This window comes from Xenorhabdus entomophaga (genome assembly GCF_037996725.1).
In the GTDB taxonomy this organism is placed as follows: Bacteria; Pseudomonadota; Gammaproteobacteria; order Enterobacterales; family Enterobacteriaceae; genus Xenorhabdus; species Xenorhabdus khoisanae.
The window spans coordinates 74,134-91,867 of record NZ_JBBMXH010000002.1; the positions used below are offsets into that span (position 1 = coordinate 74,134).

Annotated in this window: 11 protein-coding genes; 6 read left to right on the forward strand and 5 right to left on the reverse strand. The window is 42.6% G+C overall.

Annotated elements, in window-relative coordinates; translation table 11 throughout:
• Nucleotides 1–352 precede the first annotated feature (352 nt).
• The 5 genes from cra to leuO form a co-directional block, all read right to left on the reverse strand.
• Complete coding sequence (cra, locus tag AAC854_RS00760; protein ID WP_340615454.1) at nt 353–1,360, reverse strand: catabolite repressor/activator; 1,008 nt, start codon at nt 1,358–1,360, stop codon at nt 353–355.
• Between the two features lie 88 nt (nt 1,361–1,448).
• Complete coding sequence (gene ilvN, locus AAC854_RS00765; RefSeq protein WP_340615455.1) at nt 1,449–1,940, reverse strand: acetolactate synthase small subunit; 492 nt, start codon at nt 1,938–1,940, stop codon at nt 1,449–1,451.
• Between the two features lie 2 nt (nt 1,941–1,942).
• Nucleotides 1,943–3,670, reverse strand: coding sequence for an acetolactate synthase 3 large subunit (ilvI, locus tag AAC854_RS00770; protein ID WP_340615456.1), 1,728 nt, complete (start codon nt 3,668–3,670; stop codon nt 1,943–1,945).
• 228 nt (nt 3,671–3,898) lie between these two features.
• Nucleotides 3,899–5,728: an AMP-dependent synthetase/ligase gene (locus tag AAC854_RS00775; RefSeq protein ID WP_340615457.1), complete on the reverse strand. Its 1,830-nt coding sequence runs from the start codon at nt 5,726–5,728 to the stop codon at nt 3,899–3,901.
• Between the two features lie 249 nt (nt 5,729–5,977).
• The gene (gene leuO / locus AAC854_RS00780; RefSeq protein ID WP_340615458.1) at nt 5,978–6,925 is read right to left on the reverse strand and encodes a transcriptional regulator LeuO; all 948 of its coding nucleotides are present in this window, start codon (nt 6,923–6,925) and stop codon (nt 5,978–5,980) included.
• Nucleotides 6,926–8,119: 1,194 nt separating this feature from the next.
• Here leuO and leuA point away from each other — a divergent pair.
• From leuA to AAC854_RS00810, 6 genes are all read left to right on the forward strand, one after another.
• Entirely contained in the window at nt 8,120–9,724 is a 1,605-nt protein-coding gene (leuA, locus tag AAC854_RS00785) for a 2-isopropylmalate synthase (RefSeq protein WP_340615459.1), read from the forward strand.
• Between the two features lie 2 nt (nt 9,725–9,726).
• Nucleotides 9,727–10,866: a 3-isopropylmalate dehydrogenase gene (gene leuB / locus AAC854_RS00790; protein WP_340615460.1), complete on the forward strand. Its 1,140-nt coding sequence runs from the start codon at nt 9,727–9,729 to the stop codon at nt 10,864–10,866.
• Nucleotides 10,867–11,035: 169 nt separating this feature from the next.
• Entirely contained in the window at nt 11,036–12,697 is a 1,662-nt protein-coding gene (sgrR, locus tag AAC854_RS00795) for an HTH-type transcriptional regulator SgrR (protein ID WP_340615461.1), read from the forward strand.
• Nucleotides 12,698–13,285: 588 nt separating this feature from the next.
• Nucleotides 13,286–13,966: a DNA mismatch repair endonuclease MutH gene (gene mutH / locus AAC854_RS00800; protein WP_340615462.1), complete on the forward strand. Its 681-nt coding sequence runs from the start codon at nt 13,286–13,288 to the stop codon at nt 13,964–13,966.
• Between the two features lie 386 nt (nt 13,967–14,352).
• Nucleotides 14,353–15,105 (forward strand): metalloprotease LoiP, encoded by a 753-nt coding sequence (loiP, locus tag AAC854_RS00805; protein WP_340615463.1) that lies wholly within the window; start codon nt 14,353–14,355, stop codon nt 15,103–15,105.
• Nucleotides 15,106–15,494: 389 nt separating this feature from the next.
• Nucleotides 15,495–17,708, forward strand: coding sequence for an ornithine decarboxylase (locus AAC854_RS00810; protein WP_340615482.1), 2,214 nt, complete (start codon nt 15,495–15,497; stop codon nt 17,706–17,708).
• Nucleotides 17,709–17,734: the final 26 nt, after the last annotated feature.

Genomic DNA, 17,734 nt, shown 5'->3' on the forward strand with positions numbered 1-17,734 from the left:
TGCCCAATTGTTAATCAATGAAAACCTATCAATAATAAAAATATATTTAAGTTATAGTAGCATAAAAAATAATAACTTTATGAAATTCAATATTTCCTAAAGGCGTAAAAACAATTAGATATCAAACAAATAAAAAAAACCATTACAGAACAACAGTAAACCATATAAACTACATGCCTTAAATGGCGAATTATTCACCCGACTATTTTAAATAACATATTATCGTTTTTAGTTGTTATAAAATTATGTTTAGAGGAATTTTAGTCAGAATAGTCTTAAAATTACGAAAAAAGTGTATTTCGATGTTTTTTGTGGGACAAACAGTACCCTCATCTTCAATGAGGGCACTCAATTAGGCTTTTCTGCTCAGCTTGCCGCGACGGCATAAATGACGACGCATTCGGGTTATTCCGGGAACAGGTCGCTGTTTTTCATCTAAACTCGCTAATACCAGCCCCAGAGCGCATTCAGCGACATCACGATGACGCTGTGCCACAGACAAAACAGGGCATTCAAGGAAATCGAGCAACTCATGATCACCAAATGTCGCAATCACTAACTGCTCCGGCAGACGACCGCTACGTTTGAGAATGGTATCCATAACCCCCTGAAGCAAAGCAAACGAAGTGGTATACAGCGCCTGAGGAACTGGATTTGTTTCTAACCATGAAGCAAATACTTCCGCCGCAGCTTCACGCTCATAGCTATTTGCATACAGATAGTTCACTTCCCTTGGGTCATTCTCCCACGCTTCACGAAACCCTTGTTCACGCAAGAAACTTACCGATAATTCAGGCAATGCCCCTAAATAAAGAACAGATTCTGCCGGGAACTGGCGTAACTCCTGCGCCAACATTTTGGCATCTTCAAGGTCATCACCAACAACACTGATAAAATGTTCACTATCCAGCGCACGGTCAAGTGCAATGATCGGCAGTGAGCGATTTGCCCAACGCTGGTAAAAAGGGTGTTCGGGAGGCAAGGCTGTGGAAACAATGATGGCATCAACTTGACGTTGCAAAAGATGCTCAACACAACGCATCTCATTATCAGGCTGATCTTCAGAACATGCGATCAATAGCTGGTATCCGCGCTGCCGAGCCTGACGTTCAAGATAATTGGCAATACGGGTGTAACTCGTATTTTCCAAATCGGGTATGACTAAACCGATTGAACGGGTACGCCCGGCTCTTAAGCCAGCAGCAACAGCATTAGGATGGTAATTGTGTTCCCTGACCACTGCCATCACTTTTTCTACTGTTTTATCACTAACCCGATACTGTTTGGCTTTACCATTGATAACATAACTGGCCGTAGTACGTGAAACACCTGCTAAGCGGGCAATCTCATCCAGTTTCACATTAACCCCTCAGTAATATGATGAAAAAGCCCTACTTTACAATAGGGCTCAATGAATATCTGTATTTTACCCCGCAGATTACGATTTTTCATCGCATAATTTTATCTCCGCGAGAGATGCCAATAATGCCTGAGCGAACCACTTCCACGATCTCAGCCATATCTCTTACTGCATTAAGGAAAGCATCCAGTTTTTCGCCCGTCCCTGCTAACTGGACGGTATAAAGTGTTGATGTAACATCAACGATCTGCCCACGAAAAATATCCGCGCTACGCTTGATCTCTTCCCGTCCATCCCCGCTGGCTTGTAATTTCACCAACATAATTTCACGCTCAACATGAGGCCCTGCTGTCAAATCATTGACCCGCAGCACATCCACCAATTTATGCAGCTGCTTCTCGATTTGTTCCAGTACCTTGGCATCACCTTTGGTCTGAATGGTCATGCGGGACAATGTTGGATCTTCAGTCGGCGCTACTGTCAGGCTTTCAATGTTATAACCCCGTTGAGAAAACAGACCCACCACACGGGATAATGCTCCCGATTCGTTTTCAAGTAATACAGACAAAATCCGGCGCATGATCAGGTCCTCTCTGTTTTGCTTAACCACATTTCATCCATTGCTCCGCCACGGATCTGCATTGGATAAACATGTTCAGTTTCATCAACGGTAACATCCACGAAAACCAGACGTTGATTTTCAGTGACTTCATGCAGAGCCTGAGCCAGTTTCGTTTCCAGTTCATCGTAAGTTTGGATGGAAATGCCAATATGACCATAAGCCTCTGCCAGTTTGACGAAATCAGGCAGGGATTCCATATAGGATTGAGAGTGACGACCTGCGTATATCATGTCCTGCCACTGTTTTACCATTCCCAGAAAACGGTTGTTCAAATTCAGAACCAGCACAGGCAAACCATATTGCAGGGCGGTGGACAATTCCTGAATATTCATCTGAATACTGCCATCCCCTGTCACACACACCACTGTTGCATCAGGTTTTGCCAGCTTCACGCCAAGGGCAGCAGGCAGGCCAAATCCCATTGTCCCTAAGCCCCCTGAATTGATCCAATGCCTCGGCTTATCAAATGGATAATGCAGGGCAGCAAACATCTGATGCTGACCAACATCGGATGCCAGATACGCTTTCCCTTCAGTGAGACGGTAAAGGGCTTCAATCACCGCCTGTGGTTTAATCTTCGCTGTGGTGCGATCGTAATTAAGGCATTTACGGCTACGCCACTGTTCTATAGAAAGCCACCAATCTTTCAGGGCGTCAGGGTCTTGGGTATCTTCAGTGGAATTTAACATCTCCAGCATCTGCCTGAGCACCTGTTTCGCATCCCCAACGATAGGGATATCTGCCGTCACCGTTTTCGAAATTGAAGTAGGATCGATATCAATATGCAGTATCGTTGCTTCCGGACAATATTTTTCCAGGTTATTGGTTGTACGATCATCAAAGCGCACCCCTATCGCAAAAATCACATCGGAATTGTGCATTGCTTTATTGGCTTCGAAAGTACCGTGCATTCCCAACATGCCCAGACTTTGCCTATGGGTAGCAGGAAACGCCCCCAACCCCATGAGCGAACTCACAACCGGAATGTGAAAACGTTCAGCAAGCGCCAATAACTCCGCAGAACATTCTGAATTGATGGCTCCCCCACCAACATAAATCACAGGCTTTTTCGCACTCAGCAGGGTTTTCAATACACGCTTGATCTGCCCCTTGTGTCCCTGAATGGTAGGGTTGTAAGAACGCATCCTGATTGTTTCAGGATACACATACTGAAATTTCAACGCAGGATTGACGGTATCTTTGGGGAAATCGATAACAACTGGCCCGGGCCGGCCACTTGCCGCCAAATAAAAAGCTTTTTTAATTGTACTTGGAATGTCTTCCGCTTTTTTCACCAGAAAGCTATGTTTCACTATGGGACGGGAAATTCCCACCATATCGCATTCCTGAAAAGCATCATTGCCTATCAGGGAACTGGCGACCTGACCTGACAGAATGACCATAGGAATTGAATCCATGTATGCCGTTGCAATTCCTGTGATGGCATTCGTTGCTCCCGGCCCGGAAGTCACCAAAACAACCCCGACTTTTCCCGTAGAACGGGTATATCCATCAGCCATATGAACAGCACCCTGTTCATGGCGAACCAGAATATGTTCAATGCCACCCACCGTATGCAGGGCATCGTAAATATCCAATACGGCCCCGCCCGGATAACCGAACACATGTTCAACACCCTGATCGATTAACGATCTCACGACCATTTCGGCTCCTGACAACATCTCCATCGAGTTTGCCTCCAGGCTCTGTTTGCAAGTTATTAATAATTGGAACTTCATAAGGCTACTGTGAAATAGCCTTATTTATCCCATTTGTTATTTATATAAAGTGAATCATTGTTTAGCGCTATTTTATAGCGTCAAGTTCACTAACATAACGTCAGACACAAGTGTTAGCAAACATCAATTCACATATTAAAAACATTTTTTTAATAAGAGCCTGTTTTTTGCCTGCCGTCAATTCTGGTACATGGATTCAATTTCACTCTGATAACGCTGTGAAATAACCTTGCGGCGCAATTTCAATGTCGGCGTTAATTCTCCTTTTTCCATGGAGAAGGCTTCAGGCAAAAGAATAAACCGTTTGACCTGATGAAATTTGACAATATTTTTCTGCATATCTTTCAAACGTTGTTCAAACAACTCAATAATTTGATGATTCCGCAGTAATTCAAGACGATCGCGATATTGAAGGTTGATAGATTTTGCGTATTCTTCAATTGCTTCATAACTGGGAACAATCAGGGCGGAAACAAACTGGCGGGCATCAGCAATAACCGCGATATGCTCAATAAAGCGATCCTGACCCAACATGCCTTCAATCATTTGTGGGGCGATATATTTTCCTGTTGATGTTTTCATCAAATCTTTCAGGCGTTCGGTGATAAACAAATTACCATTATCATCCAATCCACCCGCATCGCCGGTCTTCAGCCAGCCATCTTCAGTAAAGGCACGCACAGTTTCCTCTGGGCGGTTAAAATACCCCTTCATCACAATAGGCCCGCGCACTTGGATCTCGCTCTCCGTACTGATACGAACTTCAACACCGGGTAATGGCGTACCAATTGAGCCCAAAAGATAATTCTTTTCTTCCCAGCAAGACACCGTTGCACAGGTTTCTGTCATACCGTAGCCATATTTGATATTGAGGCCAATGGACAGAAAGAAACGGGTGATGGCATCATCAAGACGTGCCCCCGCCACCGGCAGGAAACGCACTCTCCCTCCCAACAGATTACGGAGCTTGCTCAACACCAGTTTGTCAGCCAATTGATAGCTGCAACGCGTAAATGGACAACCTTTTTTATTCTGTTGCTGACGCACCCAGTGGTTTTCGCCACGCTTTAATGCCCAATTAAAAATCATTCTGCGCAAAACAGCTGCCTGAGAAACTTTCCCCAAGATTGCGCCATGTACTTTTTCATAAAAACGGGGAACAGAACACATGACCGTTGGACGCACATCAACCATTGCCTCACGGGCAAGATTTGTATCAGTCAAATAGACATTCAGAGCTCCGGTGTGCATAACATAATAGCTCCATGCCCGTTCGAAGATATGGGACAACGGTAAAAAGCAGAGCGACACATCCTGTTTCGTCAGGGTCAGTCTTTGGTCATGCAGGTAAAGCTGAGAAGCAATATTGCGATAATCCAACATGACTCCCTTTGGCTCCCCCGTTGTCCCAGAGGTATAGATGAGGGTGAAAAGATCATCCAAGTCCTGATCAGCAATACGGCTATCGAGTTCTGGCTGATATTGTGCGTGGTCATTGTCAATGAAAGCGGATAAATATAGTGCTTGCGGGCATCCCTTTAAATCCACAGACTGATCCATAACAATAAGATGAGAAAGTTCGGGACACAATTCAATCAATGGCATTGCAATATCATATTGCTCCTGTCCACCCACAAACAGTATTTTCACGCCTGCATCATTGAGAATAAATGCCGCTTGCTCACAGGTACTGGTTGCATAAAGCGGTACTGTCACAGCCCTGAGCTGAAGAATAGCCAAGTCAGCCAATGACCACGCCATACAGTTTTGTGCAAAAATGCCGACTTTACCCTGCACTTCCACCCCCAATGACAGCAACGCCCTTGCCACGGATTTCGTTGTACACTCGACTTCACGCCAACTCATTTCGAGCTGCTCTGATGACGACCATTGTCGAAATGCAATTTTTTCCGGAGATTCATTGGCTTGTTGCTGTAATCGGTTAACCAAGTGATAGGAATGCAGAGAGTCTGTTATCACAATATATTCCTGTATAAATATTTTCATTCTGCGTACTCAGCAAGCGTGCTGCCTACTTTTCAGCTTACAGATGTTAGCTATTTCAACGCAGTCTACCTATTCCTAGTAAAAGGGGGAAGTGTATTTTAAATATCTTCTCCCTCTGAAGGAGAAAATACTTGCAGGATTTGTCGAATAACTACAGATAAACAGAGATAAATGTCGCAAGAAGAGTCAAAAGACTAAGAGCCCTATACCGGCATCATTACCAGAACAGGGCTCTTCATACCTTTTATTTTATTCCCGTTCGCCAAGATGGCTCAGCAATGATTTCATCCACTGGTGGCCTTTATCCCGATCGGTTGAACCATGCCATATCAAATAGCAGGGGCGAGAAATTTGACCATCAGGCAAAGGTACGGAACAGATATTTAGCTGTTCGGAGTAATGCTCTACCATCCATTTTGGTACGATTGCGACTAAATAAGTCTGGGATACAATATTAAGCACACTATTTAGATCCGTTCCCTGATAAGAAACAGAACGCAATAATTCTTTGCTCTCATAGTAAGGCTTGCTGAATGAGTCTGCATTCTCCAGTGCAACAATAGCATGTCTTTCTTCCTGTAATTGCTGCTGGGTAATTCGTTTTCCAATTCTGGGATGATGATTGGAAACTGCCAGCACCAATTCATCATTAAACAAAGGGTAATTATGAAAATCAGGAGATTCTAATTGGGTATAACTGATTACGAATTCTATTTCCTGATATTTCAACTGCTTTTCAATATCATCACTAATTTGTGTTTTAATGACAACTTCGATATTCGAAGAATGTTTTTTTATTTGCCCGACAATTTGAGCAGCCAGACGAATATCAAGCGGGCTACAAATAGAGAGGTTAAATACCCTTGTGCTGTTATCAGGATCAAACCCCACCCCGGGCAATTCATTATGAACGATTTGAAGCGCCTGTCTGAGCGGCCCGAAGAGCTGTTTTGCCCTGGCCGTTGGCTGAATACCCCGCCCATAACGAACAAATAATTCATCATCAAACATGGTTTTCAAACGCGCCACTGCATTGCTGACAGCCGGTTGTGACATTCCTAATGCCTGAGCTGCACGTGTAATATTCTGCATTTGCATTACAGCATCAAAAACAGTAAGCAAATTGAGATCTACACTGCGCAATTGGACATCGCATGATTCTTTTTTTCCTGTAGTTACTGAGTTGTATTCAGTCATTATTTCACTCCACTAAACTTATAGCAGTGATCTCATTAGATAATGGAATACTGACGGTTTCTGAATGCAACATTTTGACATTCAAACCGCCTTACCAATTAATAAGATCAATTACCCCAATTTGTTGGAAAGTAAATTGAGATTCGTCCTTGTACAAAAAAAGTAAATAAGCACAACCAATGCATTCTTATCTACGTAGCCGTAATATTTTTATAAGCATGAATATTAATGCGTTATATATGAATAGAAATAACCCAACTTACACTAACGACTTGCTTTCGAAACGAGAAGCCAATAATGACAGAATGAAGAGCAGAAACAATTCATAATAAAATGACTGTATTCCAACTAGTTATCAGAACTCTCTATTAATATTTTCTATCAGGAAAATAATCAAAAGTATTAACCAGAAATTAGTTCTTCTAATATATCGAGACACAATTTATTAATATTCTATATGGTTATGATTTATTAATCTAAAAACGCTATACCTAAAAACACTATACCTAAAAACACTATAGTTAAAATCCATCTTATCTTTGTTCCTTCAAATCCATCCGTGCATATCCGTTTTTATACCGTCATATTGAAATGATCGTATTAAAAATCACGTAAAAACGACGGGTTAAAATAACAGACTATACCCAATGGATTTCAAGTTGCATCGCGGCGGCAAGGGAACGAATCCCCGGGAGCATAGATAACTATGTGGCCGGGGTGAGTAAGCGCAGCCAACAAAGAGGCAACTTGAAAGACGAAGGGTACATACATTTATCATCCATCAGTGCCGGATTTTACTCCATATATAGATATGAAAAATAGATAAAAACATCGCTAAAAATGTAAAAAATAGTCACCAAATCCAAAGCGTGTTCAATAAACAACCAACAATGAGCATATTTAACTCTAAATTTACACTTGTCACGCTTGACATTGTTTTTCAGATAACGTATCTATAAATAAACTGACCGTTAAAACCCAATTAACAAATTTATAAAGGTTAACTTACATGATTCTCTCCATTCGCCTACTAAGCCTACTACTCATCGCCTTCAATGTGCGCGGTATGCTGGTAGGTGCAAGTAAAAGTTAAGTTAACCTCCAGAAACAAAAAACCCGCGCATGGCGCGGGTTTTTTTTACCTCGACGACGTACAAGAATAAAACATCATCGCCTATTTGACAGGAGCACAACATGAGCCAGCAAGTTATTATCTTCGATACCACACTGCGTGATGGAGAACAGGCATTACAAGCCAGCCTGAGTGTGAAAGAAAAACTGCAAATCGCTTACGCACTGGAAAGGCTGGGAGTCGATATCATTGAGGCCGGTTTTCCAGTTTCTTCCCCCGGGGATTTTGAATCAGTTCAAACCATCGCTCGTGAAATCAAAAACAGCCGTATCTGTGCTTTATCCCGCTGCGTTGATAATGATATTGATGTTGCTGCCGAAGCTCTGAAAGTTGCAGAAGCTTTCCGCTTGCACATGGTCTTGGCTACCTCCAATCTGCATGTCGAACACAAACTGAAAAGAACCTTTGATGATGTTGTCGAAATGGCTGTCCGCTCAATAAAACGAGCGCGCAGGTACACGGATGATATTGAATTCTCCTGTGAAGATGCCGGCCGTACAGATATCGACAATTTGTGCCGGATTGTCGAGCAGGCAATCAAAGCTGGCGCCACCACTGTCAACATCCCCGACACCGTTGGTTACACAACTCCGTACCAATTCGGCGGTATTATCAGCACGTTATTTGATCGTGTACCCAATATTGATAAGGCGATTATTTCTGTCCATTGCCATGACGATTTGGGCATGTCTGTGGCTAATTCAATTACCGCTGTTCAGGCCGGTGCGCGGCAGATAGAAGGCACCATTAACGGATTGGGAGAACGCGCCGGAAACTGTTCACTGGAAGAAGTGATCATGACAATCAAAACACGCCAGAAAATGTTGGGGGTTCACACTAATATCAACCATAAGGAAATCTACCGTACCAGCCAATTGGTTAGCCAAATCTGCAATACTCCGATCCCCGCGCATAAAGCCGTTGTTGGCAGTAACGCTTTTGCTCACTCATCCGGCATTCATCAAGACGGCATCCTGAAGAACCGCGAAACTTACGAAATCATGACGCCAGAGTCCATTGGCCTGAAAGATACCCAGTTAAACCTGACTTCACGCTCTGGTCGTGCCGCAGTGAAACACCGCATGAGCGAAATGGGTTATCAGGAACATGACTATGATCTGGATGCCTTGTATCAAGCGTTCTTGAAATTGGCAGACAAAAAAGGACAAGTGTTTGATTACGATTTGGAAGCATTGGTATTCATCAACCAGCAGCAGCAAGAACATGAACATTACCGTCTGGATTATTTCAGCATCCAGTCCGGCACCAACGTAGTTCCTACTGCAACCGTGCGCCTGGCCTGCGGGAATGAAATCAAATCTGAAGCCTCTACCGGTAACGGTACCGTTGATGCGGTTTATCAGGCCATCAGTCGAATTACAGGTTATCCACTTAAATTAATCTCCTATCAATTATCCGGTAAAGGACAGGGGGAAGATGCCCTCGGTCAGGTTGATATTATTGTGGAGTGCTTTGGCCGTCGCTTTCACGGGATGGGATTGGAAACCGATATCATTGAATCTTCCACCAGAGCCATGATCCACGTGCTGAATAGCATCTGGCAGGCAGCACAGGTAGAAAAGGAAAAACAACGTATATCCCAAGGCCATACGCAAGATTACAGCCAGAACAATTCTCAGGATAACAACACAAAGGAAACCGCATAATCATGTCTTCAAGCCAATCTATTTCAAGCCATGCCATTTCCGGCAAGCAAGGGGATACTCAGTACCACATTGCTGTTTTATCCGGTGACGGCATTGGCCCCGAAGTAATGAAACAAGCCTATAAAGTGTTGGATGCTCTCCGTAACCGCTTCAATATTCGTATCACAACCAGTGAATATGATGTAGGAGGGATAGCCATTGATCGCCATGGTTGCCCTTTGCCTAAGGAGACCATTGCTGGTTGCGAAAAAGCGGATGCGATCTTATTTGGTTCCGTCGGTGGCCCTAAATGGGAGCATTTGCCTCCCACCGAACAGCCAGAACGTGGCGCATTATTGCCGTTACGAAAACATTTCAAATTATTCAGCAATTTAAGGCCAGCCCATTTATATTCGGCGTTAACATCATTTTGTCCGCTTCGCCATGATATCGCTGCAAAAGGCTTTGATATGTTATGTGTCCGTGAACTGACTGGCGGCATCTATTTCGGGCTTCCGAAAGGGCGTGAAGGCGAAGGAAAATATGAACGTGCTTTTGATACCGAGATCTATCACCGTTTTGAAATAGAACGGATTGCCCGCATTGCTTTTGAATCTGCCCGTAAGCGCCGCCATAAAGTCACATCAATTGATAAAGCAAATGTTTTGCAAAGTTCCGTATTATGGCGTGAAGTTGTCAGTGAAATCGCCAAAGATTATCCTGACGTTGAAATCAGTCATATGTACATTGATAACGCCACCATGCAGTTGATCAAAGATCCTGCCCAGTTTGACGTCCTATTGTGTTCCAATATTTTTGGCGATATTTTATCCGATGAATGTGCCATGATCACCGGCTCAATGGGGATGCTGCCTTCTGCCAGCCTGAATGAAAAAGGTTTTGGTTTATATGAACCTGCGGGTGGCTCAGCTCCTGATATTGCAGGCAAAAACATTGCCAACCCGATAGCACAAATATTATCCGCCGCCCTGTTACTGCGTTATAGCCTTGGGCACAATGAAGCAGCAGATGCCATTGAACAAGCCATCAACCATGCTTTGGAACAAGGTTATCGTACCGCAGACTTAGCCGGTAATGGCAAAACAGTCAGTACCGATGAAATGGGTGATATCATTGCACGTTATATCGCCGAGGGAGTTTAATGAAAAGAGCCAGTAAGATAACTTACTGGCTGGTAAAAATACCATTACTCAAAAAAATCGGGAGTCAGTGAGAGAAAACCTCTCTCCTGAACTACTTTAATTCCTGTTCATTATCGGCTTAATATAAGGAAACAAAAATTGATGAAAAAATCAGTGGAGTTCCCCTTTTATGCCGACCCCTCGCTTACAACAACAATTCATCCGATTATGGCAACATTATCAAGGCAAAAAGACTGAAACCACCTTACAATCACTGGCGGATATTCTTCATTGCTCACGTCGTCACATCCGTTCCTTATTGAATAACATGCAGCAAGCAGGCTGGTTACAATGGCATGCAGAAGCGGGGCGGGGAAAACGCTCTCAGCTTCATTTCCTTCGTAGCGGACTGGAACTTCAGCAACAGCGTGCAGAACAGTTGTTCGAACAGGAAAACATTGAGCAACTCGTTCATATGATGGGAGATAAAGATGCTGTGCGCCAAATGGTATTATCACAGCTTGAGCGTAATTTCCGGCAAGGAAAAAGCACATTACGCATTATTTATTATCGTCCATTTCCCAATTTAATGCCGAGAACGCCACTTAGGCGTTCAGAAGTTCACCTTATTCGCCAGATATTCAATGGACTACTGCGTATAAATGAGGAAAAAGAGGAAGTCGAGGGTGATTTAGCCCATCACTGGCAAAAAATTACCGATAGTCATTGGCGTTTTTACCTCCGCCCTTCCATCTATTTTCACCATGGCCGCGAGCTGCAAATGAGCGATATCATCAGCTCATTGGAACATCTAAAAACACTGCCACTTTTTTCCCACATTAAAGAAGTGACTTCCAATATCCCGCATGTTGTGGATATCGTGCTTCACGAGGCTGACGCCCGGTTTGATTTTTTAATGGGAAGCCCCCATGCCATGATCTTGCCGCAGGAATGGCAAACCTTGCCTAATTTTGCTCGCCATCCTATCGGTACAGGCCCTTATCAAGTTGTTGCAAATGATTCGCGAAAACTCAAAATCAAGGCATTTGATCACTATTTTGGCTTCAGGGCACTGCTGGATGAAGTTAATATCTGGATACACCCTGAATTGACGGAAAAGCTGGTTTGCACCACGCTGCATCTGGAAAGCGATGGTAGCAGTAATAACTCACTGGATAGCAGAATGGAAGAAGGCTGCTATTTCTTACTCAGCGATCACCGCTCTGCCAAATCTTCACGGCAAGATGTACGAGACTGGTTATGTAGCTTACTCACTCCCATCAATTTGCTGGCTCATTGTGCTCCTTTTTATCAGCGTCATTGGTCACCCGCTTACGGGTTATTATTGCGCTGGCACCATAGTAAGCTGGTGCCGCCTCGTCCAAAGCCGGAAGATATCACGACACTGACTGCAACACTGTACCACCAACACCACGAATACCATACGATAAGCCAAATCCTGCGGGTTATTTTGGCTGAATATGGCGTGGAACTCGAAATCAGGATTGTTGATTACGATACATGGTTTAATGGCGATACCGAAAGCGATATCTGGCTGGCTACGGCCAACTTTTATAAACCGCTGGAGTTTTCGCTGTTTGCCACGCTCTATGAAATGCCATTGTTGAAAAAATGTCTTGGCAATGACTTAACAAAAGAAGCCGCTTTATGGAGAAAAAATGATTTATCTGTCGAAGAGTGGTGTGAAAACATGATTGATCAACATTGGCTGCATCCTCTATTCCATCATTGGCTCGAATTGCAAGGCCAACGCAGCATGAGAGGGGTAAAAATGAATACCTTTGGCTGGTTTGATTTTAAATCTGCATGGTTTACGCCTCCTGAAGGATAATGCACAGGAAAAGCTAAAGTTATAAACATTTATTGTCTGACAAGAACCATTTTATTCACTTTTTCTGTGGATATGTATGTGAAAAAGTGAGGGGTAAAGCGGGTATACTTTTATTGCCTGTTTTCTAACGCTCAATAAGCGCCAATAAATACCCATTATTTTTCATTATGTTAATAAATTTCATGCCTCTTTTTATAAGGTATGTCACACATTAAAGTTTTCATACTTGCTCACACTGAGCAAATATCAACCAATGGTGAATTTATCCACAGGATATGCCTTTTAGTTAAACAAAAATCGCCTATTTTTGTAGAAAACATCATTCATTAGCGCTGTAAATCAAACCAGTGATCTCACTTTTTATCACTTATCCCATAAATCTGTGGATAACATGGTGTAAGATCCTGTTTATTATCACTGGGAAGAGGTGAACAATCATAACAAGGCTATTTTTAATGCAGAGAACATAAATTAAAAGATCTTCTATATCATGCTATTATCAAAACAATCATCGTAATGATAAGTTATCAATGATTGCCAATAATCAACAAGAACATTTTTTAACCAGTCAAAAATATAGTTTATAACATGTACTTTACACCCCCAGCATCACCTGAAAACGAACAACAATTATTCGATCGCGCCCGTTCTCTGGCAGGTTTCTCTATGGGTGAACTTGCTGCACAGGCAAAACTCCCCATTCCTCCTGATTTAAAGCGCGATAAAGGTTGGGTCGGTATGTTGCTTGAATATTACTTAGGTGCAAGTGCAGGCAGTAAACCTGAACAGGATTTTGAACATATCGGCATCGAACTCAAAACGATCCCTGTGGATAGCAAAGGCTTCCCATTGGAAACAACCTTTGTCTGCGTTGCGCCTTTAACGGGTAACAGTGGTATCACATGGGAAAACAGCCACGTCAGACGTAAATTATCCCGTGTTCTGTGGATACCTGTTGAGGGGGAAAGAAGCATTCCACTTTCGGAACGCCGCGTGGGTTCTCCGTTACTTTGGAGTCCGAATGTCATTGAAGAAGAGCTACTGCGACACGATTGGGAGGAACTCATGGATCTCATTGTATTGGGTAAAGTTGAGAGCATTACAGCCCGTCATGGTGAAGTACTACAACTGCGTCCCAAAGCAGCTAATAGCCGGGCACAGACAGAAGCAATAGGAGAATATGGTCAGCCCATCATGACACTCCCCAGAGGTTTTTATTTAAAGAAAAATTTTACGGCACCATTATTGGCTCGCCATTTTTTCTTGTAATACCGAAGAAATTCACAATATTAAACTGTGAAACATTTATCTATACCATCATCAGGATCTTGCTCACTAATATATATCACCATATCCTCCGTCATAAGGTCTTTGATGGCGAAATCATCGCCGCTGAAGTGACGGCTGGGATATTGCCTAATGTTATCCGGAATGAAGTCATTTGGAGCACTAATCCGGGTAGGCATTGAGTTTTGTTAAAAAATTTAAACTAACTTATTTTACTTATGATTTAGATTATTTTTTAAAAATGTTACCGAATTCACATAATCATAAATATTGGAGTTTATTTCTATTGTTATTTTTAGCAAAAGTCATAGTCTTTTAATGCTCTTAAAATACTATAGTTGCATGTATTGCAAAGGAAAAACAAAATTATGAAAATTAAAACACTTGTTGCAGTAGCTGTTTCTGCTGTAATTCTGACAGGTTGTAAGAACATTGATCAGGGAATGCTGGCTCACTCCGGAATGCAATTATTCCAGGCGGCGACACTAAGTGATTCTGATGTCAAACGGTTATCTGACCAATCATGTAAGGATATGGATACACAGAATAAAGTTGCACCGACATCCAGCCAATACACTAAACGTCTGAACAAAATCGCCAAAGCATTAGGTAACGAAATTAACGGTACACCAGTTAACTATAAAGTTTATCTGACTAAAGATGTGAACGCATGGGCAATGGCTAACGGTTGTGTACGCGTATACAGCGGCCTGATGGACATGATGAACGACAATGAAGTCGAAGGCGTTCTGGGCCATGAAATGGGTCACGTTGCACTGGGTCACACCCGTAAAGCAATGCAGGTTGCTTATGCTACAGTTGCTGCACGTACCGCGGCTGCATCAGCCGGTGGTGTAGCCGCACAGCTGAGTGATTCTCAGCTTGCAGCACTGGGTGAAAAACTGATCAACTCACAGTTCTCACAGCATCAGGAAAGTCAGGCTGATGACTTGTCTTACGATCTGCTGAAAAAACGCAATCTAAAAACTGAAGGTTTAGCAACCAGCTTCGAAAAACTGGCTAAACTGGGCAGTGGTGAAACCAGCATGTTTGATTCACACCCGCCTTCAAAAGAGCGTGCTCAACACGTTCGTGATCGTATCGTAGCAGACAAGAAATAATAAGTTCCGTACAGATTATAGCGGTGTCAGTGGCACCGCTTTTAACCAAAACTCTGGCAAATATATATTCCCAAAATTAACACAAATAAAAATAAACAATTCACTTATATTTATATTGCCATATAAAGGCAACAAACTTTTACACTTAAACAAAATAACTTTACGAAAAATACTATTACTTTATGGCATATTAAAAAGCGAATTAAATCAATTACTATTTTACACATGAAGATTGCAACTAATTTATTCTTAATGAAACAAACATTGCTTTATCCCCACCTCTACACAGAATTTCCTTTTTTACCAAAAAAATGACTATATAACCAGCCTAAAAAATTATGCCTAATTGTGTAATGACAAAATTCATTAAGTATAAGTAGATTAATATGATGAAAAAATTTAATATTGCTTGTAGTAACAACGTAGAAGCTTTTTTTAATAGCGAAAGAGAAACCGTTCATATCAAAAATACTGATTTTATCGATGTCTCTGCCATAGTGATTTCATTGGAAGATGCGTTAAATGGCGAATTAGAACGTATTGAAGAAACACACTATCCAATCCCTATTTATCTTGTTTTGCCTAAAAACGAAACGCTGCCTGTACATCTCTTGTCACGTATCACGGGTATATTCCAATCAGAGAAAATTAATAAAGATGCCTATGGTCATCAACTGGATACCGCAGCTAAAAAATATGAAAAAGGCTTACTGCCCCCATTTTTTAACACCATGACAGAATACCTTGCGCAAGGTAACAGCGCTTTTGATTGCCCGGGACATCAAGGCGGTCGATTCTTTCATCGTCACCCAACAGGCATACAGTTTTTCAACTATTTTGGTGAAACACTATTTCGTTCCGATTTATGTAATGCAGATATTTTTATGGGAGACCTGCTCATTCACGAAGGCGCCCCCTGTGATGCACAGAAAAACGCGGCAAAAGTCTTTAATGCCGATAAAACCTATTTCGTTCTTAACGGTACTTCCTCCTCCAACAGGGTGGTATTGAATGCCTTGCTGACTCCCGGCGATCTCGTACTTTTTGACAGAAATAATCACAAATCCAATCACGTTGGCGCTCTTATCCAGTCAGGTGCGACACCCATTTATTTAGAAACTGCCCGTAATCCATTTGGCATTATTGGTGGTATTGATTCACACTGTTTTGAAGAAACGTATTTACGCGGTTTAATAAAAGAAGCTGCACCGGAACGTGCCACTGAAAAACGCCCTTTTCGTCTGGCCGTCATTCAGTTAGTCACTTATGATGGGGTTGTTTATAATGCCAAACAGATAGTAGATAAGATTGGACACCTCTGCGATTATATTCTGTTTGACTCAGCCTGGCTCGGTTATGAGCAATTCATTCCCATGATGGCCCAATATTCCCCGCTGTTACTTGACCTCAATGAGAATGATCCGGGAATCATCGTCACCCACTCTGTTCATAAGCAGCAAGCTGGTTTTTCCCAATCCTCTCAAATTCATAAAAAAGATAAACATATAAAAGGCCAACCGCGTTATGTGAATCATAAACGCTTCAATAATTCTTTTACGGCCCATGCTTCTACCAGCCCGTTTTACCCCCTTTTTGCTGCTCTTGATGTCAACGCTAAAATACACGAGGGACAAAGCGGTAAAAAAATGTGGATGGATTGCGTAAAAATGAGCATTGAGGCTCGAAAATTAATCTTACGGCAATGCCGATATATCAAGCCGTTTATACCCGATATAGTCAATGGATGCCATTGGGCCGATTATGATACCCACGAGATCGCCAATGACCTGCGTTTCTTCAATTTTATTCCAGATGAAAAATGGCATTCATTTGACGGCTATGCCGAACAGCAGTATTTCGTTGATCCCTGCAAGCTCCTGCTAACCACTCCCGGTATTGATGCCAATACGGGTGAATATGATAAATTTGGCGTTCCGGCGACTGTTTTAGCCTACTTCCTGCGTGAGAATGGCATCATTCCAGAAAAATATGATCTGAACTCCATTCTGTTTCTGCTCACACCAGCCGGAGATATGGCTAAAATAGGGCATCTTGTCTCCCGGCTTATTCATTTTGAGCAATTACTGGAACAAGATGCGCCTTTGGACGTCGTTTTGCCTTCTCTCTGTCACACCTATCCTGAACGTTATCAAGGGCAGACAATTAGACAACTATGTCAAGAAATGCACGATCTCGCTATACAACAAAATTTTAAGCAATTACAAAAAGAGGTATTCCGCAAGTCTCACTTTCCTAAAATTGCAATGAACCCGCAAGCAGCCAATATTGAATTGGTCAGGGGCAATGTGGAATTGGTGGCGCTGCGTGATATTGAGGGGTTGATTGCGGCAGATGCTGCCGTACCTTATCCTCCCGGAGTATGCTGCGTTGTTCCCGGTGAAATCTGGGGAGGTTCTGCATTGCGCTATTTTCTTGCACTGGAAGACAATATCAGCCAGTTTCCCGGTTTCGAACAAGAACTACAGGGCATTTACCCTCAAAAAGAGAGCGATGGGCGTACCCGCATTTACGGTTACATCATCAAATCAGAAGGTACCAACCAGAAAACAGACAGCCAAATCATTTCATCCCACGGTACATAACAAATAAATCATGCAGTTATTTGGTG